The sequence below is a fragment of the Dyella sp. 2YAF14 genome (assembly GCF_052114725.1).
Lineage (GTDB): Bacteria > Pseudomonadota > Gammaproteobacteria > Xanthomonadales > Rhodanobacteraceae > Dyella.
In genome coordinates this window covers 195,896-218,523 of the sequence record NZ_JBFRFH010000004.1, presented here as the reverse complement: position 1 = coordinate 218,523, position 22,628 = coordinate 195,896, and the positions used below count along the sequence as shown (strand labels likewise).

Annotated in this window: 19 protein-coding genes; 17 read left to right on the top strand and 2 right to left on the bottom strand. The window is 64.1% G+C overall.

Features of this window, described 5'->3' with window-relative positions; genetic code table 11:
- The first annotated feature begins 82 nt into the window (after positions 1-82).
- The 5 genes from AB4Y82_RS09415 to AB4Y82_RS09395 all read left to right on the top strand — a co-directional run bounded on the left by AB4Y82_RS09415 (position 83) and on the right by AB4Y82_RS09395 (position 5,207).
- Positions 83-1,852 (top strand): cation:proton antiporter, encoded by a 1,770-nt coding sequence (locus AB4Y82_RS09415; protein WP_441611251.1) that lies wholly within the window; start codon positions 83-85, stop codon positions 1,850-1,852.
- 211 nt (positions 1,853-2,063) lie between these two features.
- Positions 2,064-2,840 (top strand): FKBP-type peptidyl-prolyl cis-trans isomerase N-terminal domain-containing protein, encoded by a 777-nt coding sequence (locus AB4Y82_RS09410; protein WP_441603230.1) that lies wholly within the window; start codon positions 2,064-2,066, stop codon positions 2,838-2,840.
- A gap of 163 nt (positions 2,841-3,003) precedes the next feature.
- Positions 3,004-4,341: a UDP-glucose dehydrogenase family protein gene (locus tag AB4Y82_RS09405; protein WP_441611250.1), complete on the top strand. Its 1,338-nt coding sequence runs from the start codon at positions 3,004-3,006 to the stop codon at positions 4,339-4,341.
- 2 nt (positions 4,342-4,343) lie between these two features.
- On the top strand, positions 4,344-4,562 hold the full coding sequence (locus AB4Y82_RS09400) for a SlyX family protein (protein ID WP_441603232.1): 219 nt from the start codon (positions 4,344-4,346) through the stop codon (positions 4,560-4,562).
- 48 nt (positions 4,563-4,610) lie between these two features.
- Positions 4,611-5,207: a DUF2058 domain-containing protein gene (locus tag AB4Y82_RS09395; RefSeq protein ID WP_441603233.1), complete on the top strand. Its 597-nt coding sequence runs from the start codon at positions 4,611-4,613 to the stop codon at positions 5,205-5,207.
- Positions 5,208-5,285: 78 nt separating this feature from the next.
- Here AB4Y82_RS09395 and AB4Y82_RS09390 read toward each other — a convergent pair whose 3' ends face one another.
- Positions 5,286-7,385, bottom strand: coding sequence for a 3-hydroxyacyl-CoA dehydrogenase NAD-binding domain-containing protein (locus AB4Y82_RS09390; RefSeq protein ID WP_441603362.1), 2,100 nt, complete (start codon positions 7,383-7,385; stop codon positions 5,286-5,288).
- Positions 7,386-7,577: 192 nt separating this feature from the next.
- On the opposite strand from AB4Y82_RS09390, the gene AB4Y82_RS09385 reads away from it, so the two are divergent.
- From AB4Y82_RS09385 to recO, 11 genes are all read left to right on the top strand, one after another.
- Entirely contained in the window at positions 7,578-8,078 is a 501-nt protein-coding gene (locus AB4Y82_RS09385) for a hypothetical protein (RefSeq protein WP_046971628.1), read from the top strand.
- A 1-nt stretch (position 8,079) separates the two neighbouring features.
- Positions 8,080-10,641, top strand: a complete 2,562-nt coding sequence (locus AB4Y82_RS09380; protein WP_441603234.1) for a putative bifunctional diguanylate cyclase/phosphodiesterase — start codon at positions 8,080-8,082, stop codon at positions 10,639-10,641.
- A 277-nt stretch (positions 10,642-10,918) separates the two neighbouring features.
- Positions 10,919-11,515 carry an RNA polymerase sigma factor RpoE gene (rpoE, locus tag AB4Y82_RS09375; RefSeq protein ID WP_046971630.1) on the top strand — a complete coding sequence of 199 codons (597 nt, stop codon included), beginning with the start codon at positions 10,919-10,921 and terminating at the stop codon, positions 11,513-11,515.
- Positions 11,512-12,156 carry a sigma-E factor negative regulatory protein gene (locus tag AB4Y82_RS09370; RefSeq protein ID WP_441603235.1) on the top strand — a complete coding sequence of 215 codons (645 nt, stop codon included), beginning with the start codon at positions 11,512-11,514 and terminating at the stop codon, positions 12,154-12,156. Before rpoE ends, AB4Y82_RS09370 begins: the two co-directional genes overlap by 4 nt.
- 111 nt (positions 12,157-12,267) lie before the next feature.
- The gene (locus tag AB4Y82_RS09365) at positions 12,268-13,755 is read left to right on the top strand and encodes a Do family serine endopeptidase (RefSeq protein WP_441603236.1); all 1,488 of its coding nucleotides are present in this window, start codon (positions 12,268-12,270) and stop codon (positions 13,753-13,755) included.
- 291 nt (positions 13,756-14,046) lie between these two features.
- Entirely contained in the window at positions 14,047-15,837 is a 1,791-nt protein-coding gene (gene lepA / locus AB4Y82_RS09360) for a translation elongation factor 4 (protein ID WP_441611249.1), read from the top strand.
- A 99-nt stretch (positions 15,838-15,936) separates the two neighbouring features.
- Positions 15,937-16,839, top strand: coding sequence for a signal peptidase I (gene lepB, locus AB4Y82_RS09355; protein WP_441611248.1), 903 nt, complete (start codon positions 15,937-15,939; stop codon positions 16,837-16,839).
- Positions 16,840-16,983: 144 nt separating this feature from the next.
- On the top strand, positions 16,984-17,361 hold the full coding sequence (locus tag AB4Y82_RS09350; protein WP_441603239.1) for a DUF4845 domain-containing protein: 378 nt from the start codon (positions 16,984-16,986) through the stop codon (positions 17,359-17,361).
- Positions 17,362-17,376: 15 nt separating this feature from the next.
- Positions 17,377-18,033, top strand: coding sequence for a ribonuclease III (rnc, locus tag AB4Y82_RS09345; RefSeq protein WP_441603240.1), 657 nt, complete (start codon positions 17,377-17,379; stop codon positions 18,031-18,033).
- Complete coding sequence (era, locus tag AB4Y82_RS09340) at positions 18,030-18,971, top strand: GTPase Era (RefSeq protein ID WP_441603241.1); 942 nt, start codon at positions 18,030-18,032, stop codon at positions 18,969-18,971. The genes rnc and era overlap by 4 nt, the downstream gene beginning before the upstream one ends.
- Before the next feature lie 87 nt (positions 18,972-19,058).
- The gene (gene recO, locus AB4Y82_RS09335; RefSeq protein WP_441603242.1) at positions 19,059-19,769 is read left to right on the top strand and encodes a DNA repair protein RecO; all 711 of its coding nucleotides are present in this window, start codon (positions 19,059-19,061) and stop codon (positions 19,767-19,769) included.
- A gap of 2 nt (positions 19,770-19,771) precedes the next feature.
- On the opposite strand, the gene AB4Y82_RS09330 is transcribed toward recO, so the two are convergent.
- Positions 19,772-20,527, bottom strand: a complete 756-nt coding sequence (locus AB4Y82_RS09330; RefSeq protein ID WP_441603243.1) for a response regulator — start codon at positions 20,525-20,527, stop codon at positions 19,772-19,774.
- A gap of 44 nt (positions 20,528-20,571) precedes the next feature.
- Between AB4Y82_RS09330 and AB4Y82_RS09325 the strand changes: the two genes are divergently transcribed.
- Positions 20,572-22,593, top strand: coding sequence for a hypothetical protein (locus AB4Y82_RS09325; protein ID WP_441603244.1), 2,022 nt, complete (start codon positions 20,572-20,574; stop codon positions 22,591-22,593).
- The last annotated feature ends 35 nt before the right edge of the window (positions 22,594-22,628 follow it).

Below are 22,628 nucleotides of genomic sequence, written 5' to 3'. Positions count from 1 at the left end.
CTGATGATCCGCGTCATCACGTAGTGCTGTGCATCGGGTGCGCGATTGTTAGTCTTGCGGAACGCTCCGACGGATTTCATTGATGCACGATTTGCACTTCATCCAGGACCTCGCGACCGTCATGCTGATCGCGGGCCTGACCACGGTGATTTTTCAGCGGCTGCGTCAGCCGGTCGTGCTTGGATACATCATCGCCGGCGTGCTGGTGGGGCCTTATACGTTTCCCGTGGTGTTCATCCACGACGAGCAGACCATCCGCACCTTGTCCGAGCTCGGCATGATCCTGCTGCTGTTCGCCCTGGGCCTGGAATTCAGCCTGAAAAAGCTGCGCGAGGTAGGCGGCGCCGCGCTGGTCGCGGCGGTGTGCGAAATCGTGCTGATGTTGTGGCTGGGCTACGAGATCGGCCGCTTCTTCGGCTGGAGTTCGATGGATGCGCTGTTCCTCGGCGCGATGCTTTCGATGTCCTCGACCACCATCATCATGAAGGCGCTCGATGATCTGGACCTCAAGCGCGAGCGCTTCGCGCAACTGATGTTCGGGATCCTGATCATCGAGGACGTGATCGCGATCGTGCTGATGGCCTTGCTTACCGGCATCGCCAGTACCGGAGGTCTGGAGGCCAGCGAAGCGATGGCTGCCGTCGGTCGCCTCACGCTGTTCATGGCCGTATCGCTGGTGGTCGGCCTGCTGCTGGTGCCCCGCGTGATCGATTACATCGCGCGCGTCAGTCGCGACGACGTGCTGCTCGTGGCCGTGCTCGGGCTGTGTTTCGGCTTCTGCCTGCTGGTCACCGAGATGGGTTACAGCGTGGCGCTCGGCGCCTTCATGATCGGTGCGATCGTGGGCGAATCGCAGAGTGTGGAGCGGATCGAGCGCATCATCGGGCCGGTGCGCGACATGTTCAGTGCGATCTTCTTCGTCGCCATCGGCATGCTGATCGACCCGGCGATGCTCAAGGAGTACTGGCTGCCCATCATCGTCGTCACCACGGTCGTGGTGCTGGGCAAGGTCATTACCTGCAGCTTTGGCACATTTGTGGCGGGCAATAACGGGCGCACCTCGTTGCGCGTGGGCATGGGGCTGGCGCAGATCGGCGAGTTTTCTTTTGTCATCGCCTCGCTGGGACTGACGCTCAAGGTGACCAGCGGTTTTCTCTATCCGGTGGCGGTGGCGGTATCGGCCATCACCACGTTTCTCACGCCTTACCTGATCCGTGCATCGGATCCGTTGGCCAGTGGGCTATCGCGTCGGTTGCCTCAGGGCCTTACCGGCCTGCTGAGCGCCTATACGGACTGGATGGGCAACCTTAGCCTGGGCGGGCAGGGCGTGGTGGTGGCCAAGATGATCCGTCGCCTGGTGTGGCACGTGATCATCAATATGATGCTGGTGGTGGCGGCGTTTCTGATCATGTCCTACCTGTATCGCCGCGGTTTCTTCCATTGGGATTGGCTGGCCGACAGCCCGCAGGTAAAGCGCAGCCTGGCCTGGTCAATTGCGGCCATCGTCTCACTGCCGATGATTGTGGCGGCGTATCGCAAGGCCTCGGCGCTCGGCATGCTGCTGGCAGAGTTGAGCATTCCCGAACGCATTGGTGGCGCCTACAACATGCGCATCCGCGCCGTGATGGCGCGTTTCATTCCGCTTGCGACCATGTGGGTGCTGGGCCTGCTGGTGGCGGCCCTGGCCTCGACCATCCTGCCGCCGCGCGAGGTGGCGATTGTATTGGTGCTGGTTTTGCTGCTGCTTGCGTGGCTGCTGTGGCGCCTCCTCGTGCAGGTCCATGCGCGACTTCAGGCGGCTTTGCGCGACACCCTGGATAAACCGGGGCGGTCAGGGGAGGGCCATGGCTGATCCTGAGCGGCGCGGGCCTACGGGAATGCGCGTGCACAATTCGTAAAAATCCACGTTTTTCGTCGAAACGTGAACTTTTAATCACGACTGACGGTCATACCGCCACTATCGTTGCCAAGACTAAGCAAGCACCGCACAATGCGGGGCCTGCCTCCATCGGGGGGGCCTTAAGTCCGGTAGCGCCGGCATATCCAATACGAGGGAGTTCTACATGAAGCATTTTCTGCGTCCCACGCTGACGGCGGCCGCGCTCGCTGTTGCTCTGGGCTCGACCGCTGGCGTGCACGCACAGGCCGCGAAGCCCGCAGCCGCCCCCGCCGCCGCAGCTCCGGCTGCCGTGGACAAGACCAAGGCCAGCTACGTGGTCGGTTGGGATCTGGCCAGCTCGCTGCCGCCGCTGGTTCGCGCTGAAGTGGATCCGGCTACGGTCGCTCGCGCGCTGCAGTCCGCCCTGTCGGGCCAGAAGCCGACCATGAGCGAAGCCGAAGCCAAGCAGGTTCGTGACGCGTTCGTGGCCAATCTGCAGGCCAAGGCCAAGGCCGAGTACACCCAGGTCGCCTCCAAGAACCAGAGCGAAGGCGCTGCATTCCTCGCCAAGAACAAGACCGCGCCGGGCGTGAAGACCACCGCTTCGGGTCTGCAGTACCAGGTGATCAGCCAGGGTACGGGCGCCCGCCCGGGTCCGAGCGACACCGTGCAGGTCAACTACGTCGGTTCGTTCGTGAACGGCGAAGTGTTCGACGATTCGTCCAAGCATGAAGGCGGCGGCGCCGCTTCCATCCCGCTCGCTGGCGTGATTCCGGGCTTCCGTGAAGGCATGCAGCTGATGCAGGTTGGCGGTCACTACAAGTTCTTCATCCCGTCCAACATCGCCTACGGCGCCCAGCCGCAGAACGGCTTCCCGCCGAACTCGACGATCATCTTCGACGTCACCCTGGTCAAGACCGGCCCGACGGCCGCTGCTGATCAGGCTGGCGGCGCGAAGTAATCGCCACCAAAGCTGGTTGAACCATCCACGGGGCGCGAAGCAATTCGCGCCCCGTGTCTTTTGTGGCCGGCGGCTTTTGGTCGCGGGGCGGCGCTTGGTCTGCAGCCGTGGTCAGGGCGGGCCTGTTAGAATCGGATTCTTGTCTCCTGGAGTTTTCACGACAATGAAGGTCACGATTTTCGGCACCGGCTATGTGGGTTTGGTCACCGGCGCCTGCCTGGCGGAAATGGGCAACCACGTGGTCTGCGTTGATATCGACGCGGGCAAGGTGGAGCGCCTGAAGAACGGCGACATCCCCATTTATGAGCCGGGCCTGGAGCCTCTGGTCAAGCGCAACCATGCGAGCGGACAGCTGGACTTCACCACCGATCCGGCTCCGGGCATTGCGCACGGCCAGGTCGTCTTCATTGCCGTAGGCACGCCGCCGGACGAAGACGGCAGTGCGGATCTGAAGTACGTGCTCAGCGTGGCGCGAACGGTCGGCCAGCACATGGACCGTTACACGGTGGTGGTGAACAAGTCGACCGTGCCCGTGGGCACGGCGGACAAGGTACGCGACGCGATCGCGGGCGAGCTCGTCAAGCGCGGCGTGTCCGTCGAGTTCGACGTGGTGTCCAATCCGGAATTCCTGAAGGAAGGCGACGCAGTGGAAGACTGCCTGCGCCCCGACCGCATCGTCATCGGCAGCTCCAGCGAACGCGCCATCGGCGTGTTGCGCAAGCTGTATGCACCGTTCAATCGCAACCACGATCGCACGGTGGTGATGGACGAGCGTTCCGCCGAGCTGACCAAGTACGCGGCGAACGCGATGCTCGCCACCAAGATCAGCTTCATGAACGAGATCGCCAATATCGCCGAGCGGGTGGGTGCGGACATCGAGCTGGTGCGCCAGGGTATCGGTTCGGATCCGCGCATCGGCTACCACTTCATCTATCCGGGTGCGGGTTACGGTGGCTCGTGTTTCCCCAAGGACGTACAGGCGCTGGAGCGCACCGCGCGCGGCGTCGGTTACAGCGCCCGTTTGCTGGGTGCGGTGGAGTCGGTGAACCACGATCAGAAGACCAAGCTGTTCGAGCTGATTTCGCGTCACTTCAATGGCGAACTCGCGGGCAAGACGATTGCCCTGTGGGGCCTGGCCTTCAAGCCGAACACAGATGACATGCGCGAGGCATCGAGCCGCAACCTGATGGAGGCCTTGTGGAAGGCGCGCGCCAAAGTGCGCGCGTTCGATCCGGAAGCACGCCACGAGACGCATCGCATCTATGGCGATCGCGACGATCTGGTGCTGTGCGACAGCGCCTATCAGGCACTCGATGGTGCCGACGTGCTCGCGATCGTGACGGAGTGGAAGGCCTTCCGCAGTCCCGATTTCGTCCGCATCCGCAGCATGCTCGCCGAACCGGCAGTGTTCGATGGCCGCAATCTCTACGATCCGGCCGCAGTGGAAGAGGCGGGCCTGGCGTACTACGGTATCGGTCGCGGTCGCAGCCTGAGGCAGTGAGCATGTCCGACGACACCTTGCAGCAACGATTGACGGAGCTGGAAGTGCGGCTCACCTTTGTCGATGACACGGTGAACGCGCTGGCTTCAGCCGATGCGGAGCTGTCGATGCGTCTGGCTGCGCTGGAGGATGTCATTCGTGGATTGCGCAGCGAGCTGTCCTCGTTGCGTGGTTCGCAAGGGCATGATCCGCACAGCGAGCCACCGCCGCCGCACTATTGATCGATCTCTCTCTTTTCGTAACAGCACTACAGCAAGCGAGTTTCAACCATGGCCGATTCCCTGCGCGATCAGCTGCTCAAGAGCGGCATCGTCAAACAGGTCCGCGAAGAGAAGCGCCCGCCGGCGCCGCCCGCTGGCAAGTCTTACCCGCAGCGCCAGGGCGGTTCGCCGTCCAAGGGCGGCAAGCCGGGCCAGCACAAGCCGCACGGCAAGCCTTCCGGCCCCAAGAGCCAGGAGGAGATCGACCTGGCCAAGGCTTATGCGATCCGCGCACAGACCGAAGCGAATGAGCGCAAGCGTGCCGAGCAGGCGGCGGCCGAGGAAGCGCGTGTTCGTCGCGAGCGCAAGCTGAAGATCCAGCAGTTGCTGGACGGCAAGACCTTGAACAAGCCTGACGTCGATCATGTTCGGCATTTCGAATACGGCGGCAAGATTCGCCGCGTGCATGTCGACGCTGATCAACTCAAGGCGATCAATGCGGGTGAGCTTGGCGTGGTGCAGCAGCAGGGACGTTACCTGGTGGTGACGCGCGAGCTTGCCGAACAGGTGAAGGCGGTCGACGCCAACCAGATCGCCTTGCTGGTGGAGCCGGGCAGCACTGGTAGCGTCGGCGAAGATGGCGTGCCGGATGATTTGATGTGGTAAGCGGATCGCTTTAAGCACGCCGACGAAAAAACGCCCGGTCGATGCCGGGCGTTTTTTTTTGGTGCATACGAGGGTCGATCAGGCGTCGGCATCGTCACCTTGCGCGTCACCGGTGGGTAAATCGAAACCCGTCTTGGCGAGCGTCGGCAAATCCCAGCCGTTCTTCGGCGTGAAGCGTTCGCCATAACGCTGGGCGAGGCGTTCGAGTTTGCCCTTCACCACGGCGGCGCCTTCGCTGCGCACGTACTGGATCGGACCGCCGCGGAACGGGGCAAAACCGGTGCCGAAGATCACGCCGGCATCGAGCAGGTCGGCATCGTCGACCACCTGGTCGGCCAGGCAGGCTACGGCTTCGTTGACCATGGGAAGGATCATGCGGTCCTGCAGGTCGGCGGGAACGGCATAGTCGGGATCGACTTCCGGTTTCACGGGCTTGCCGTCCTGCCAGACATAGATGCCCTGACCGTCCTTCTTGCCACGTTTGCCGGCAGCCAGCTTGTCTTCCAGGCCGGGCGGCAATTCCAGTCCAAGGAAGGGAGCGAGCTCCTTGCCGACGGACGCACAGACGTCCAGGCCTACCGTGTCGGCCAGTTCGATCGGGCCCATCGGCATGCCGAATTTCTTTGCTTCCTTGTCGAGCACCGGGCCCGGCACGCCTTCGCTGTACAGACGCATGGCTTCGAGCAGGTAAGGCATCAGGATGCGATTGACCAGGAAGCCTGGGGTTCCTTTGACCGCCACCGGCAACTTGCCGATAGCCTTGCAGAAGGCGAGCGCGCGCTGCTCGGCGTTCGCATCGAGCTGATCGTGACGTACCACTTCCACCAGCGGCATCTGCGCCACCGGGTTGAAGAAGTGCAGGCCAAGGAAGCGCTGTGGCGCCTTCAGGCCGACGCGCAGTTCGTCCAGCGGAATGCTCGACGTATTGGTGGCGAGCAGTTCGTTGGATTGGAACTGCGGCTCGATGGTCGCGTACAGCGCCTTCTTCGCCTCGGCATTCTCGAAGATCGCTTCGATCGCCAGGTCGGCCGTGGCCACGCCTTTGCCTTCCACGTCGGCGCGCAGGCGACGAACCGCCGCATCGACCTTGTCGGCCGTCTTGAGCTTCTTTTCGTAGAGCTGGCGGGCGCGATCCAGCGCGGGCTGGATGAACTTCATCTCGCGGTCCTGCAGCGTGACCTCGAAGCCCTTGAAGGCCGCCCAGGCCGCGATATCGCCGCCCATCACGCCAGCGCCGACTACGTGCACATGCTTGATGCCGTGCTCGATACCGCTGCCTTGACTCTTCATGCGTTCCTGCAAGAAGAAGATGCGGATCAGGTTCTGCGCCGTCGAGGTTTCGGCCAGCTTGGCCACCGAGCGCGCCTCGAGCTTGAGGCGTTGCTGGATGCTGGCGCCTCCGCGTTTCCATACGTCGATCAAGGCGAACGGTGCGGGGTAGTGCTCCTTGCGTACCTTGGCGGCCGTCTGTTTGATCACCATCGGCGCGAGCAGCTGGCGCGCCAGCCAGGTGTTGGTAGCCCAGGCTTTCGCGCGCAGGGCGAACGGGCGTGCATGCGGGCGACGCAGCAGGGCGCGGGCCTCGGCCAGCAATTCGGCGGGCGGTGCGAGCCGGTCGACCACGCCCAGTGCCAAGGCGCGTTTGGCCGACAAAGCCTTGCCGGTAAGCATGACGGGCAGGGCATCGGTGGCGCCGATCAATCGCGGAAGGCGGGCCGTGCCGCCCCAACCCGGATGGATGCCCAGCATCACTTCGGGCAGCCCGATGCGCGTCTTGTCGTCATCGGCGGCGATGCGCTGGCGGCAGGCCAGGATCAGTTCGGTGCCGCCGCCCATGCAGGCGCCATGGATGGCTGCCACGGTGGGGCAAGGCAGGCGCGCCAGCGATTCGTACACGCGCTGGCCGTTCTCGATGTTCTCCAGCACCGTGCCCTGTTGGGCGTAGGTGACGAATTCCTTGATGTCAGCGCCTACGGCAAAGCCGAACGGCTTGGCCGAATGGATCAGCACGCCGGCCGGCTTCTCGATGGCCAGGCGCTCCACGATCTGGCCCAGTTCGTCCAGCACGTCGCGCGAAATGGCGTTGACCTTGCTGCCGGCGCGATCGAGGGAGAGGGTGACGATGCCGCTGTCATCCAGGCTCGTCTTCCAATGATTGAAGCGCAATCCTTCGAACATGGGGATAAAGAGAGTGGCCACGAGGCCTTGCACCATACCCTCCCGTAGCGAGGATTGCGAGACGACCCGGGGGAGGATGAACACCCTGTAAAAACCCGTGCTGTGCGCTGCCGCATGAAATACGCCACCGTTTCCGGCGAGGCTTGGTCCCTCCCTATGCGAACCGACGCAGAACACGTAATTTAGACCCGAATGAATACCTCCATCGCCACTCCCGCCAGCCCCTTGCAGGGCGGCGCCGAAATCCTCGAGCGCATCCTAGCGGCCCGGGGCAATTTGATTGCGCTCGAGGGCGGGGACAAGGTCGGCCTGGTCGGGCTGTTGCGCCCGCTGGTACGGCGGAGCGGACAGGCCGTCTACTTGTGGAATCCGGAGTTGGGACTGGGCAACCTGCGCGAGGAGCACGTCGGCTTGCCCGGTTCCCAACGCCTCAATATCGCGCTGCGCTACATGCTGCAGAGCAATCATTTCGGCATCTATCTGCTGCAGCGCCTGCCGCTCCCGCTGCCGATGGCCGACGCCACCCTGCTGCGACAGTTGGCGCGCGCCACGTCCGGGCACGTGCGCCGCGTGGTCATGCTCGATCCGCCGGAGTCCTTCGTGGCCAGTTTCAACGACGTGCTGGTGCGCCTGAGCTGCCAGTCCGAGCCCGCCCAGCGTCCGCGCCTGCGCGACGGTCGTTGGATCCTCTGATATGACGAGCAACGCGGGCATCCTGGTCGTTGCCGCGCAGCGTGAGCTGCGCCGAGCCCTGTTCGACACGTTCGATCGTGACGGGCATTTCGTGGTGCATTCCGCCCGCGATGCCACCCACGCAGGCATCCTGCTCGAGGGTCGGCCGCCGCTGGCGCTGATCGTGATCGTGTTCGAGGGCGATGGTCGCGAGGGCATGGCGGGCATCGATGTTTTGCGCGGCGTACCGGCCTGCATCGGGGCGCCCATTCTGGCCGTGCTCGACGACGCAGCCGTGCTCAAGCCCAATGTGTTGCCAGCGGGCATTGCCGATTGGCTGTATGCCTCGCAGATCGAGCACGAACTGCTCTCGCGCTGGCAGCGGGTCCATCGCATGGTTGCGCGACAGGACAGCAGCGGCGAAGGCCTGGCAACGTCAACGGGTGGCGACTATCGCTTTGCCTTCGACGAGGTCGACAGCGAGTGGTTGATCGTCGACCCCGTGCGTGGCCAGCTGGTCGATTTCAGTCCGGCCGTGGCGCGCAACAGCGGGCTGGGCGATCACGAATTGCGCGGCCGGCCGCTCAAGGACGTGCTGGCCTTCAAGGATGCGACCATCGAGCAGGTGATTGCCGAAGGTTCGCGCCAGTGGCATGCCGGCCGTCGACGTTCATCGCGTGGTGCCGATGCTGGCGAGGCCAGCGCACGTGCGATTCAGCACGCCGGTCGCGACGCGGTCGCCTTGATGTTCCGCAGCGATCGGGCCAGTGCCCGCGCCGAAGTGGCGCTCAGCTTGCTGGCACGCATGTTCGCCGCCGGCAGCGGCGACGAAGGCATCACCGAAGCGGCCCGCCTGTTGTTCGAGGAAATGGGCCTGGACTATGTTGCAGTCTGGTCCGCGCGACCCGACGAAGGCGGTGCGCCGGTACAGCTCGTGCAGTACTGGCGTGGCGACGAGCAGCTGTGGCCAGGGCCGCATCTGCAAAGTTCGTTGCGGCTGGTGCTGTCGGGTCAGGCCATGCTGCATCAGGCCGATGCCGGACGGCTTGCGCCGATGGATCCCTTGCTCGCGCAGCTGGGTCTGGCCGGTTTTGCGGGCTGGCCGCTGCAGGACGAGCGACGCACCGTGCTGGGCGCCTTGCTGGTCGGTACGCGCCAGCCGCTGCCGGCGCTGGACATCGTGCAGCCTGTACTTCGGTGCGCCGCGTCGCGATTCGCGCACGCGATCGAGTTGCGTCATACGCGTGAGCAAGGCCGCGCCGAAGGTCTGCTCGATGCCTTGACCGGCCTGCCCAATCGCCTGTTGTTCAACGACCGACTGGATACGGTGATCCGCGAGGCCAATCGCACGGGCGAGTGCTTTGCGTTGCTGTTCGTCGATCTGGATCGCTTCAAGACCGTCAACGACACACTGGGTCACGCGGTCGGCGACCAGGTGTTGCTGACCACCACGCAGCGCTTGCGCGGCAGCGTGCGTGCCTCCGATACGGTGGCGCGCTATGCCGGCGACGAATTCGTGGTGATCCTGCGTCATATCGTCAAGAACGAAGACGTGCTGCGCATCGCCGAGAAGATCGTGCAGGTGATGGGCGCTCCTTTGCGCATCGACGACGGCACGGAGCTGCAAGTGACGGCGTCGATCGGCGTGAGCTTCTTCCCCGACGATGCCCCCGACGCCGATACGCTGCTCAAGCACGCCGACGAGGCGATGTATGCCGCCAAGAGTCTGGGCCGCAACAACTATCAGATTTTCGAAGGCAGTGCCGAACAGTCGCAGCAGCAGAACCTCGCGTTGAAATCCGGCCTGCGCCATGCCGAGCACAAGGGCGAGCTGCGCGTGTTCTACCAGCCGCAGGTGGATGCGGTCACTGAAGACATCGTGGGCATGGAGGCGCTGGTTCGCTGGGAGCACCCGGAACTGGGTTTCATCGGCCCGGGCTTTTTCATTCCACTGGCCGAGGAAACCGGGCTGATCGTTTCCATCGGCGAATGGGTATTGCGCGCGGCCTGCCGGCACGCCCAGGAATGGGAGCGCCGCTTCGGTCTCGGCCTGCGACTGGGCGTGAATCTGTCGGCGGTGCAGCTGATGCAGCCCAACCTGCTGGAAGTGGTCTCGGCCGCGCTCGATGAAAGCGGGCTGGAGGCCAACCTGCTGGAAATGGAGATCACCGAAAGCATCAGCATCAAGGCCGCGCCCAACCTGGTGGAGAACTTGCAAGGTCTGCACCGGCTAGGCGTGCGCATCGCGATCGACGACTTCGGCACCGGTGCCGCTTCGCTCGATTACCTGCGCAAGCTGCCGGCCGACCGCATCAAGATCGACCAGAGTTTCGTCAAGAACATCGGCGTGGATCCCGATGACGAGGCTATCGTGCGCGCCACCATCGAGATGGCGCACCGCCTCAAGCGTGGCGTAGTGGCCGAGGGCGTGGAGACCGAGCAGCACATGGAATTCCTGCGCGCCAACGACTGCGATGAACTGCAGGGCTTCCTGTTCTGCCGTCCGCTGCCGCAGCCGGTGTTCGAGAAGCTGTTGCTGGAGCGCCAGCGCCTGCTGGCCGGCATCAGCGATACCGCCGCATGACTTGCGTGCGCCGCGAAGAGCCCCATACTCAAGGGTAGGGCGCCCGATGCGCCCGTGGGCCGCACTGCTGGGGCGGTGGTGGTCCTTTCGTCATGACCGGTGCTCCCTTAGGAGTGCCCATGCGTTTCCACCATCGGTGTCGCCGCGTTGGCGCACTTGTCGTCCCGGGGATGGGGGTCACTCTGAACTAGAACGTGAAGTTCTTGTCTGAGCAGCTCGCATCCATTCACAAGGCATCCCAGGGCGCGTGGCAGCATCGACGAAGGAGATGGCCCGGATGGGCGAAAATGAACTGGACAGCGCGCTGGTCGAGCGCGTCCAACAGGGGGACAAACGGGCCTTCGATCTACTGGTGCGCAAGTACCAGCACAAGGTCGTGGGCCTGGTCTCCCGTTATCTGAAGAACCACGCAGAATGTGAAGACGTGGCCCAGGAGGCCTTCATCCGCGCCTGGAGGGCGATCGGGTCGTTCCGTGGCGAGAGTGCTTTCTATACTTGGCTGTACAAGATTGCCGTCAATACGGCCAAGAACCATCTGGTGGCCATGAGCCGCCGCCCGCCGGCCGACGATATCGCCATCGACGATGCCGCTTTCGTCCCCGGCGCCGACCGCATGCATGAGAGCGCCACCCCCGAGCGCGAACTCATGCGACAGGAAATTGAACAAACGGTATTTTCCACTGTCCAAGCCTTGCCTGAGGAATTGCGCACCGCGATCACCCTGCGTGAAGTGGACGGCCTCAGCTACGAGGAAATCGCCGAGGCGATGGGCTGTCCGATCGGTACGGTACGTTCACGTATATTTCGGGCGCGCGAAGCTATCGATGAAAAATTGCGGCCGCTGTTGTCGGACCGCGAGGGCAAGAACCCATGACAGATCATCAACGCGAAAACCTTTCTGCTGGCATGGACGGGCAACTGTCCAAGGAAGAATTGCGCTTTCTGCTGCGCCGGCTCGATCACGATGCGTCGCTGCAGCAGGAGTGGTCCCGCTATCACGTCGCCCGTGACGGTCTGCGTCGCGAGTTGCCGGCGCTGGCCTCCGCGGATTTTGCTACCCGCGTGATGCAGGCGATCGAGCGCGAAGGCGTCACCGTGCAGCAGGGCAAGCGGCGGCATTGGCTGCACTGGTCTGCCGGCGGCGCGATTGCCGCTGGCGTGGCTGTGGCCGCGCTGATGGTGGCCCAGCCGGCCGGGCAGGGCGCTGATCGTCTCTCGCCGCAAGTCGCTTCGGCAGCGGCTCCGGCCGCACAAGGCAACACCCAGGTCGCGCAGGCGGAATCGCCGGCCGTGGCGCCGCCGGGGCTCAACGTCTATTCCGAAGTGCCGTACAAGATGAGCCAGCAGGCCTCGGCCACGCTGGAGGGTGACAGTGGCACGCCGCTGTATTCGCGCAACAGCCTCACGCCCTACCGCGTCGCACGCTATCCGGTCGTCAGCAATGGCGATGGCCGCTACCTGCTGCTGATTCACCCGGACCAGCAGCCCGCGCAGTCCGCCGCCGGACCGCAATGATCCCAGGCCGTGTGTCCCTTGCCGCGGCCTGATCGTTCCCTTTCACCCATCCATGCCTGCCTGATCTGCGGGCTGGCATGGTGTGCCCGAGACGCAGAAGGAGAGTAGTGCATGAATCGACTTGTCTTGCGGACGCTGTCGTGCAGCGTCTTGATGAGCTTGGCCCTGGCCGGCGGCGTGCAGGCCCAGAGCGCGGCGCCGGCGATGTCGGGCCTGCCCGATTTCACCGGCATCGTGCAGAAGAACGCGCCCTCGGTGGTGCACGTCGAGGCCAAGTTCAACGGCAAGAAGCAGACGAAGGCCCGTCAGGGCGCGCGTGGCATGCCCGATGCGCCGGACGATGACGACGATCCGCAGATGGACATGCTGCGGCGCTTCTTCGGCATGCCGATGATGCCTTCGCCGGAAGAGCAGCAGCACACTTCGCTGGGCTCGGGTTTCATCATCTCCGGTGATGGCTATGTGCTCACCAATAATCACGTGGTGGACGGCGCCGACACGGTGACCGTGCGCCTGCAGGATCGCCGCGTGCTCACGGCCAAGGTGGTGGGCAGCGATCCGCAATACGACATTGCACTGCTCAAGGTGGACCCGAAGGGCGGCCTGTCGCCGGTGTCGATTGGCGACTCGCGCACGCTCAAGCCGGGCCAGTGGGTGTTGGCGATCGGTTCGCCGTTCGGTTTTGATTACACCGTGACGCAAGGCATCGTCAGTGCGGTGGGACGCAACCTGGGCAGCCAGGATCAGCCGTATACCTCGTTCATCCAGACCGACGTGCCGATCAATCGCGGCAATTCGGGCGGTCCGTTGTTCGACCTGCAGGGCCGCGTGGTCGGCGTCAATTCGCAGATCTATTCCAATACCGGCGGCTACCAGGGCGTGGCCTTCTCCATTCCGATCGACGTGGCCATGAACGTGGTCAAGCAGATCAAGGAGAAGGGTTATGTGTCGCGCGGCCAGCTGGGCGTGATGGTGCAGCAGGTCAGCGACGACATGGTCAAGGCGCTGAAGCTCGACAATGCGAGCGGCGCGGCCGTGACGCAGGTGAACAAGGGCAGCGCTGCCGACAAGGCGGGCATCCGTCCAGGCGATGTGATCCTTGCGTACAACGGCCAGAGCATCAATCAAAGTGCGGACCTGCCGCCGCTGGTGGGCCAGACGCCCCCGGGCAGCAAGGCCACCCTTGAGATACTGCGTGACGGCAAACGCGAGAATGTGCCGGTCACCGTGGCGGAAATGCCGCGCGACAAGAACGCCAAGATGGCCGCCGCCGACACAGAGCAGCCGGCGGCCAAGGCGGCGGCCAGCGCCCTGGGCCTGTCCGTTCAGGATCTTGACGGCGACAGTCGCCAGCAGCTTGGCCTCAAGGCTGGCGAAGGCGTGGGTATCAGCCAGGTGAGCGGTGCGGTGGCGACGCGGGCCGGCTTGCAGCCGGGCGACGTGATTCTGATGGTCAACCAGACCAAGGTGGGCACGGCAGCGGCTTTCCGCGAGGCCACCAAGGGCGCGAAGCCGGGCGATACCGTGCTTTTGCTGGTCCGCCATGGCGACCAGAGTGGATTCATCGGGCTGACCGTGCCCGGTGGCAAGGACGACTGACGTCACCGTGGCGGCGATGGCAGTCGCCGCGCGGTGACGGGTCGTGTTCCGGTCGCGTAGGGCCGGAACCAGCGGAGCGATGGGCGCTTGGGCCACCATCGCTCTTTTGGGAGGGATCGCGTGACGCCTCGCAACGAGGCGTTCCGATCTCGCTTATCCCCTTGAGATAGCCCGCTTTTCCCGATGCCCGAAGTGGCACGGTTCCATGCGATAATGCTGGGTTCGTGTGACCATCCCGGTCATGCGCTGCCTGCGCGTACCGCAGATCAGTGAACGCCGCTAGCGTGCTCCATGGAACTGATTCGAAATTTCTCCATCATTGCCCATATCGATCACGGCAAGTCCACCTTGGCGGACCGCATCATCCAGATCTGCGGCGGCTTGACCGAACGCGAGATGGAGGCGCAGGTGCTCGACAATAATCCGATCGAGCGCGAACGCGGCATCACCATCAAGGCGCAGTCGGTGTCGCTGCCGTACACGGCGCGCGACGGCAAGACGTATCAACTCAATTTCATCGACACCCCGGGACACGTCGACTTCTCTTATGAAGTCAGCCGCTCGCTGGCTGCGTGCGAAGGCGCGCTGCTGGTGGTGGACGCTGCGCAAGGCGTGGAAGCGCAGTCGGTGGCCAACTGTTACACCGCAGTGGAGATGGGGCTGGAGGTCGTGCCGGTCCTCAACAAGATCGACTTGCCGACGGCCGACCCGGAGAAAGTGAAGGGCGAGATCGAGGCGGTGATCGGCATCGATGCCGACGACGCCGTTGCGGTGAGCGCCAAGACCGGCCAGAACGTGGTGGAAGTGCTCGAGGCGATCGTCGCTCGCATTCCGCCGCCGAAGGTGGGCGATTCCGATCGCCTGCAGGCGCTGATCATCGACTCCTGGTTCGACAATTATCTGGGTGTGGTCTCGCTGGTCCGCGTGATGCAGGGCGAGATCAAGCCGGGCGACAAGCTGCTGGTGATGTCCACCGGCCGCTCGCATGAAGTGAGCGAAGTGGGTGTATTCACGCCCAAGCGCAAGAAGCTCGACAAGCTGTCCCCGGGCGAAGTGGGCTGGATCAATGCGTCGATCAAGGACGTGCACGGCGCGCCCGTGGGCGACACGCTGACGCTGGCGGCCAAGCCCGCCGAGAAGCCGCTGGCTGGCTTCCAGACCATGCAGCCGCGCGTGTTCGCCGGTTTGTTTCCGGTATCGGCCGACGACTATCCGGCGCTGCGCGAGGCGCTCGACAAGCTGCGCCTGAATGACGCCGCGATGTTCTTCGAGCCGGAGAGCTCCGAGGCCATGGGCTTTGGTTTTCGTTGCGGCTTCCTCGGCATGCTGCACATGGAGATCGTGCAGGAGCGCCTGGAGCGCGAGTACGACCTGGACCTGATCAGCACGGCGCCGACCGTGGTGTACGAGGTGCTCAAGAGCGACGGCTCGATCTTGATGCTGGACAATCCGGCCAAGCTGCCGGCGTCGCATCTGATGCAGGAAATCCGCGAGCCCATCATCGTCGCCAGCATCCTCACGCCGGCCGACTACATCGGCAACATCATCACGCTGTGCGAGGAAAAGCGCGGCGTGCAGCGCTCCATCCAGTACCTGGCCACCCAGGTGCAGATCACCTATGAAATGCCGCTCGCCGAAGTTGTGCTCGACTTCTTCGATCGCCTGAAGTCGGTGTCGCGTGGCTATGCATCGATGGACTATCACTTCGAGCGCTTCGAAGCCGGCCCGTTCGTGCGCGTGGACGTGCTGATCAATGGCGACCGGGTGGATGCGTTGAGCCTGATCGTGCACCGTGTCCATGCCGAGCGCCGTGGTCGCGACCTGGTCGAGCGCATGAAGGATCTGATTCCGCGCCAGCAGTTTGACGTGGCCATCCAGGCGGCCATTGGTGCTCAGATCGTCGCGCGCTCCACCGTGAAGGCGCTGCGAAAGAATGTGCTGGCCAAATGCTACGGCGGCGACGTCAGCCGCAAGAAGAAGCTGCTGGAGAAGCAGAAGGAAGGCAAGAAGCGCATGAAGCAGGTGGGCCGTGTGGAGATTCCGCAGGAAGCCTTCCTTGCCGTCCTGAAGGTGGATAAGTAAAGCTGAGCTTGTTGCAGCGATGGCGGGACGCCTTCTGGCGCCCGACCGATCGATGGTTCCCTGTCACACCCTCGTTCCACTGCTCCTGAGGAGCTTTCAATGGATTTTGATTTTTCGGCGATTCTGCTTGGCCTGACTGTGCTGTTCGGCGTGGTATGGGGTCTGGACCGCCTGTTCTTCTACAAGTCGCGCAAGGCCAAGGCCGACGCGGCAGGCAAGGAACCGCACGAGCCGGTGGCGGTGGACTGGGCTCGCTCGCTGTTCCCGGTAGTGCTGGTGGTGCTGGTGCTGCGCTCGTTCGTGGCCGAGCCGTTCCGGATCCCGTCCGGTTCGATGATGCCGACGCTGGACGTGGGCGACTTCATCCTGGTCAACAAGTTTGCCTATGGCCTGCGCCTGCCGGCCTTCAACAACAAGTTCGTCAGCCTGGGCGAGCCCAAGCGCGGCGACGTGGTGGTGTTCCGCTTCCCGGGTTATCTGTGCGAAGACGGCGGCAAGCTGGTACGCAGCGGCGACCAGAGCTGCGCCGATCCGCATGCCCCGGTGCCGAACCAGAACTGGATCAAGCGCATCATCGGCATGCCGGGCGACCGGGTCGAGATGCATGGCGACCAGCTGATCGTGAACGGTGAACCGGTGGCCGCAGACCTCATCGGCCCGTACGAAGGCGATCCCAAGCGCGCCGAGTCGCGCCTGATGCTGGAAATGGGCGCCACGGTGTGGAACGAACACCTGCCGAACGGGCTGGGCGGGGTGGTCAACCATCTGACCGCGCGCATGCCCAACTACGCGGTGCCGCCGCCGCTGCCCAATGCGCATGTGCCGCTGGTGGTGCCGCAGGGCTGCTACCTGGCCATGGGCGACAACCGCTACAACAGTACCGACAGCCGCTGGTGGGGCTGCCTGCCGGAGCAGAACCTGGCCGGCAAGGCCTTCCTGATCTGGCTGAGCTGGACCGGCTCGAGCGTGGCCTTCCATCGCATGGGCACGGTCATTCATTAAAAGCGTGACGGGCATAGGTACGCGCCCGGTGTCGTTCGAGCCAGCTTGGCGCGACAATGCACGCGCCAAGCCGCCTCCGGGGCGGCTGGGTGGCGTCTTGCCAGTTAACCGGGTATCGCCGTAAGGCGGCATAGCGAGGGGACTATGAAATCGAAGCAAACGGGCATCACCCTGATCGGGTTTCTCGTCGTATTGATGGTCGTGGCGTTTTTTGGCTACATGGCCATGAAGCTGGTGCCGGCCTATACCGAGTTCATGGGCGTGACCAAGGCCATGAACCAGCTGGCGACTGAAGGTGGTCCCAAGTCGGTAACCCAGGTCCGCAACGACCTGATGAAGAAGCTGGATTTCCAGTACGTGAGCGACGACACCATCACGCCGCAGGACATCACCATCAAGCGCACTGGCAATGCCTCGTCGCTCAATATCAGCTACGACAAGCGCATTCCGTTTATGTACAACATCGACTTCCTGTTGCACTTCGAAAAGAGCGTGGCGCTGCAGGGTAATGTCGAAGGTTAAGCACAGGCCCAGGATTTGACCAAGCTCGCCTATTGTTTTCGTGATCCTGCCCTCGCAGTACTGGCGCTGACGCATCGCAGCGCCGGGAAGCCCAACAACGAGCGGCTGGAGTTCCTGGGCGATGCCTTGCTTGGTGTCGTGGTTGCCGAGCTGTTGTATGAGGCTCACCCGAACGCGAGCGAGGGCGAGCTGTCCCGCTTGCGCGCGCAGCTGGTGAACGGCCAGGCACTGGCCGTCATCGCACGCGAACTGGAGCTGGGCGATGAGCTCAAGCTGGGCTCGGGTGAATTGAAGAGCGGCGGTTTCCGCCGCGATTCCATCCTCGCCGACGCTTTCGAGGCCCTGTTGGCGGCGGTGTATCTCGACGCTGGTTTCGAGGCGTGTCGCAACGTGGTGCGCGGCCTGTTCGAGCCGCTGGTGGCGGCTATTCCGCGCTCTTCCAAGGACGCCAAGACCCGCCTGCAGGAGTTGCTGCAGGCGCACGGCTGGCCCTTGCCGCAGTACGATCTGATCGACAGCCATGGCGAAGACCACGCCAAGACCTTCGATGTCTCGTGCGAAATCAACGAACCGGCACCCATCCGGGCCGAGGGGCATGGCACCAGCCGCCGTGCCGCTGAACAGGACGCCGCTGAAACCGTGCTGCGCCTAATGCAGGAAGTGAACTCATGAACGACAACGACGAACTCGATCTCGGCGCGCCGGCCGAACTTCCCCACGACGATTTTCGCTGCGGCACCGTAGCGCTCGCGGGGCGTCCCAACGTGGGCAAGTCCACCTTGCTCAATGCGCTGATCGGGTTTCGCCTGTCCATTGTCAGCCCGCGTCCGCAGACCACTCGTCACCGCATCCTCGGCATCGCCACCAGCGAGGCCGGCCAGATCATGTACGTGGATACGCCGGGCCTGCATCGTGGCGCCAAGCGCGCCATGAATCGCAGCCTCAACCGTGCCGCGCGCTCGGCGATCAGCGAAGTGGATGTGGTGGTGCAGGTGATCGAGGCGGGACGCTGGACCGATGAAGACGAGGCGCTTTACGACGCCCTGGTCGAGCAGAAAGTGCCGCGCCTGCTGGTGATCAACAAGGTCGACCTGGCCAAGGACAAGACCACCATGCTTCCCTTCGTGGCGGAGCTGATGGGGCGTCACAGCTTTGACGAGGTCTACTACGTCAGCGCGCTGAAGGAGAAGGGCCTCAAGGAGCTGGAGTCAGGCATCCTCAAGCGCCTGCCGGTGCAGCCGCCGGTGTTTGGCGAAGACGAAGTCACCGATCGAAGCGAGCGTTTCCTCGCCGCTGAAATGGTCCGCGAGCAGCTCATGCTGCGCCTGGACCAGGAGCTCCCGTACGCCACCACGGTGGAGATCGAGCAGTTCAGCGATCGCCCCGATGGTATTGCCGAAATCCACGCGGTGATCTGGGTGGAACGCGATGGCCAGAAGGCCATCGTTATCGGCAATGGCGGTGCGCAGCTCAAGGCGATCGGCACGTCGGCGCGTCGCCATATGGAGCGCACCTTCGAGCGCAAGGTTTTCCTTCGCCTGTGGGTGAAGGTGCGCGAAGGCTGGGTCGACGACGAGACCATGCTGAAGAAATTCGGGTACACCGATTGAGTCTGCGCATGCGTGGCTCTGCCTGGTATGCCTGACCATCGCAGGTCAGGCGCGATCATCCACTGATTGGGTCCGACAGCCACCGCCATGCGTATCGAGCAGCAGCCGGCCTATGTGCTTCATTCGCGGCCTTATCGCGAGACCTCGCTGTTGCTTGAATGCCTGACGCGCGACCACGGACGCCTGGGCATCGTGGCGCGTGGCGTGCGGCGCGAGCGTGCGCGCGTGCAGCGTGCGCAACTGGAGCCTTTCCAGCGGTTGTCGCTGGATCTGCTATTGCGCGGCGAACTGGCCACCTTGCAGACCGCGGAACATACCAGCCCGCCGTTGCGTCTGATGGGTGATGCCGGTCTTGCGGGGCTTTATCTCAATGAGCTCTGCGTGCGGCTGACCGGTCGCCAGGATCCCTTGCCTGATTTGTTCGAGGCGTATGCGCGTACCTTGCCGCGCCTTGCGGGTGGCGAGCCTTTGGCCTGGACGCTGCGGCGTTTCGAGCGCGACCTGCTCGAAGCCATCGGCTATGGCCTGCAGCTGGAAGTCGAAGCGGAGTCCGGCGAGCCGCTGGAACCGACGCAGCTCTACCGCTATGTCGTGGAGCAGGGGCCTGCACCATGCCGCCCGGGAACGGCGCATGCCTTGCGCGGTGTCGATCTGCTCGCCCTGGCCGGCGACGAGATGCCCGATACCGCTGGACTGTCTGCCCTGCGCAGCATGATGCGCGAGGTGATCCGCTTTCATCTGGGCGGTGGGGAGCTGCGGGCGTGGCACGTGCTGGGTGCGGCGTTGTCGCGTCGCTGAGCTCAGGCGGTCGTTTCGCCGCCCAGCGCTTCGATGGTGGCCAGCAGCGAACGACGAAAGCGCGACAGCGGCGCCAGCGAACCGGAATGCTTGAGCTTGAGATGGCGCTGCAGCAACGTTGCCTGGACGCCGAGCGCCGCTGCGCCGCAGAAGCCGCAGGACGAACGCAGTCGATGCATGCGGTCGGCGAGTGCTTCGGTATCGTCCAGCAGCGCATCAAGATCCTGATACAGCCCTGCCAACTCCGCGCGTAGCAGCGTGCGCATCGCCCTCACCACATCCGCGTCGCCCATGGTGGCGATCGCCTGCTCGTCATCCAGCAACGGCACGGCGGCAGCGCCCGCATAGACCAGCGCGAGGATGCGACGCAGGTCGGCCAGGCTGCAGGGCTTTTGCAGCACCTCGCTGAATTCCGCGGAAAGCAGGCGTTGCCGTTCGATGACATCCATCTCGGCGCTGGTGGCGACGGCGGTGCAATCGCTGGAGCGTGCCTGCGGATCGTGGCGCAAGGCGGTGAGCACTTCCTCGGCGCCTGCGCCGGGCATGCGGCAATCCAGCAGGAGCAGGTCGAAGGCCTCGTGGCGTGCCATGGCAATCGCCGAGGGGCCGTCATGGCAGGCATGCGCGTGCAGACCGAGGCTGCGCAGGGCTTCCACCAGGAAAAGACGGCTGCTCGGGTCGTCGTCGGCTACCAGGGCGCGGACGGTGATGGGCGCGCTCCGATGGCCTGAAGGCTCGCTGGAAAGCGTGTGTTGCATGACTTGTCCGTGTCGTTCAGCTGATTTTGGCAGAATGGCGCTTCATGCGCCCCACATCAAGCCAACTTATTCTCACTCTCTGCATGCTCTTTTGGGCGTGCTGGTCGCTGCCAGCCCGCGCCGATGTTGCGCTGGGCGCCAAGACGGTGACCGCTCCCGGGCTGAAGATGCAGGGCGTGCAGTCGCAGATCGGCGAAGACGGGGAGGGTGGCCTCAAGCTCAGTCTGCACGCGGCCAAGGCCGACGTACCGGCGATGGGCTGGAAGCGCGTCGGCGTGGACCTGCAGGGTGTGCTCCAGCGTGACACCCATATGCGCTGGTTGTTCGATGGCACCGCCCAGCTTGCCGGTGCCCCGGGCGCGGCACTGAGCAACGCCAAGGTGTCGATGGTGATCGACGAGGCGGCCAATACGCTGCAGATCGACCTGACCCAGGGCGTGATCCAGGCGAGCACGGCCTTGCCGCTGGACCAGCCGACCCACGCCCAGATCAGCCTCAAGGGCGTGCCGCTGGCCTGGTTGCAGGGCTTGTTGAGCACGGTCTGGTCCGGACGAGCCACCGGCGGCAAGCTTGATGCGGACATGGCGCTGGATATTCAGGACAAAGGCCTGCAGGCGTCCGGGCAATTTGCGCTCAACGGCGGCGGGTTCGATACGCCCGGCGGTGCCTTGGCCGGACAGTCCGTCAATGGCAACGGTCGACTCAACCTCGACACGACCAGCGCACCCACCCGCATCGACCTGGATGCCAGCCTGCGCGGTGGCGAGCTGCTGTTGGGCCCCATCTATGCGCGACTGCCCGATCACCCCGTGCAGCTGAGCCTGTCCGCCGCGACGCGCAACGGCGCGGTCGATTTCAATCGCCTGCGCGTGGCTGATGCCGATGCCCTGCAGCTTGAGGGGGCCATGTCGTTCAACGCCAAGGGCGACCTGCAGCAGCTCAAGCTCGATCGCCTGCAGTCGCGCTTCCCGGCGGCGTACCAGCGGTACGGGCAGGCATGGCTGGCGACGCTGGGCTTGCGCGACATGCGCATCGATGGCGAGCTCAGCGGCAATCTCGATCTGGGCGCCGATGGCCTGCGAAGTTTTGCTTTCGACACCGACGGTCTGGACGCCGCCGATGCCGACGGGCGCCTGGCCGTGAAAGGTTTGCGCGGCGGTCTCGATTGGAATGCCAGCAACGACCGCCCGGTGACCTCGATGTCGTGGCAGGCCCTGCAGGTCTACCGCATACCCAACGGTGCCACGCAGTTGCGCTGGCAGAGCAAGGGTGGCGCCTTGACCCTGCAGCGCGCGGTGGATATTCCGGTGCTGAACGGGCGTGTGCATGTGGGCGATCTGGCGTGGCGCCCGGCCGCTGCGAAGGGGCGCCGACTGGAAACCTCGCTCGCTTTCGCCGGCATCGACATGGCCTCGTTCTCACGCACCATGGGCTGGCCGGAGTTCCCGGGGACCCTGGGCGGCGCCATTCCCGCCATGCGCTGGGTGGATGATCGCTTTGAGCTCGAGGGTGGCCTGTCGGTCAATGTCTTCGATGGCTTTGTCGACATCACGCGACTGAGCCTGCAGGGGCCCTTTGGCCCCAGTCCCGTGCTCACCGGCGACGTGCAATTGCGCCAGCTTGATCTGGCCGCCATGACCAGTGTGTTCGACTTCGGCAGCATCACCGGCCGTATGGACGGCTCCGTCAATGAGCTGCGCCTGGTCAACTGGAACCCGGTGGCGTTCAAGGCCAACCTGCTCGCCGGCAGCGGCGGGCGCATCAGTCAACGCGCCGTGAACAACCTGACGGCCGTCGGTGGCGGCGGCGTGGCAGCCGGTTTGCAGGGCGCCGTGCTCAAGTTGTTCAAGACGTTTGGTTATAAGCGCATCGGCCTCAACTGCACGTTGCAAGCGTCGGTATGCCATATGGGTGGCCTCGACAACGATGCCGATGGCTACACTATCGTCGAAGGCAGCGGCTTGCCGCGCCTGCAGGTGATTGGTCACCAGGCGCAGGTCGACTGGCCAACGCTCGTCCGTCGATTGAAGGCGGCTATGGAAGGCAATGGACCGGAAGTCCACTAGGGCAAAGCACGCCTTAGACCCATCCCCACCCCCAA

Excerpts from the sequence above, each read along its gene's own strand:
- AB4Y82_RS09415 (WP_441611251.1), top strand. The coding sequence starts at position 83 with ATGCACGATTTGCACTTCATCCAGGACCTCGCGACCGTCATGCTGATC.
- AB4Y82_RS09410 (WP_441603230.1), top strand. The coding sequence starts at position 2,064 with ATGAAGCATTTTCTGCGTCCCACGCTGACGGCGGCCGCGCTCGCTGTT.
- AB4Y82_RS09405 (WP_441611250.1), top strand. The coding sequence starts at position 3,004 with ATGAAGGTCACGATTTTCGGCACCGGCTATGTGGGTTTGGTCACCGGC.
- AB4Y82_RS09400 (WP_441603232.1), top strand. The coding sequence starts at position 4,344 with ATGTCCGACGACACCTTGCAGCAACGATTGACGGAGCTGGAAGTGCGG.
- AB4Y82_RS09395 (WP_441603233.1), top strand. The coding sequence starts at position 4,611 with ATGGCCGATTCCCTGCGCGATCAGCTGCTCAAGAGCGGCATCGTCAAA.
- AB4Y82_RS09390 (WP_441603362.1), bottom strand. The coding sequence starts at position 7,385 with ATGTTCGAAGGATTGCGCTTCAATCATTGGAAGACGAGCCTGGATGAC.
- AB4Y82_RS09385 (WP_046971628.1), top strand. The coding sequence starts at position 7,578 with ATGAATACCTCCATCGCCACTCCCGCCAGCCCCTTGCAGGGCGGCGCC.
- AB4Y82_RS09380 (WP_441603234.1), top strand. The coding sequence starts at position 8,080 with ATGACGAGCAACGCGGGCATCCTGGTCGTTGCCGCGCAGCGTGAGCTG.
- rpoE (WP_046971630.1), top strand. The coding sequence starts at position 10,919 with ATGGGCGAAAATGAACTGGACAGCGCGCTGGTCGAGCGCGTCCAACAG.
- AB4Y82_RS09370 (WP_441603235.1), top strand. The coding sequence starts at position 11,512 with ATGACAGATCATCAACGCGAAAACCTTTCTGCTGGCATGGACGGGCAA.
- AB4Y82_RS09365 (WP_441603236.1), top strand. The coding sequence starts at position 12,268 with ATGAATCGACTTGTCTTGCGGACGCTGTCGTGCAGCGTCTTGATGAGC.
- lepA (WP_441611249.1), top strand. The coding sequence starts at position 14,047 with ATGGAACTGATTCGAAATTTCTCCATCATTGCCCATATCGATCACGGC.
- lepB (WP_441611248.1), top strand. The coding sequence starts at position 15,937 with ATGGATTTTGATTTTTCGGCGATTCTGCTTGGCCTGACTGTGCTGTTC.
- AB4Y82_RS09350 (WP_441603239.1), top strand. The coding sequence starts at position 16,984 with ATGAAATCGAAGCAAACGGGCATCACCCTGATCGGGTTTCTCGTCGTA.
- era (WP_441603241.1), top strand. The coding sequence starts at position 18,030 with ATGAACGACAACGACGAACTCGATCTCGGCGCGCCGGCCGAACTTCCC.
- recO (WP_441603242.1), top strand. The coding sequence starts at position 19,059 with ATGCGTATCGAGCAGCAGCCGGCCTATGTGCTTCATTCGCGGCCTTAT.
- AB4Y82_RS09330 (WP_441603243.1), bottom strand. The coding sequence starts at position 20,527 with ATGCAACACACGCTTTCCAGCGAGCCTTCAGGCCATCGGAGCGCGCCC.
- AB4Y82_RS09325 (WP_441603244.1), top strand. The coding sequence starts at position 20,572 with ATGCGCCCCACATCAAGCCAACTTATTCTCACTCTCTGCATGCTCTTT.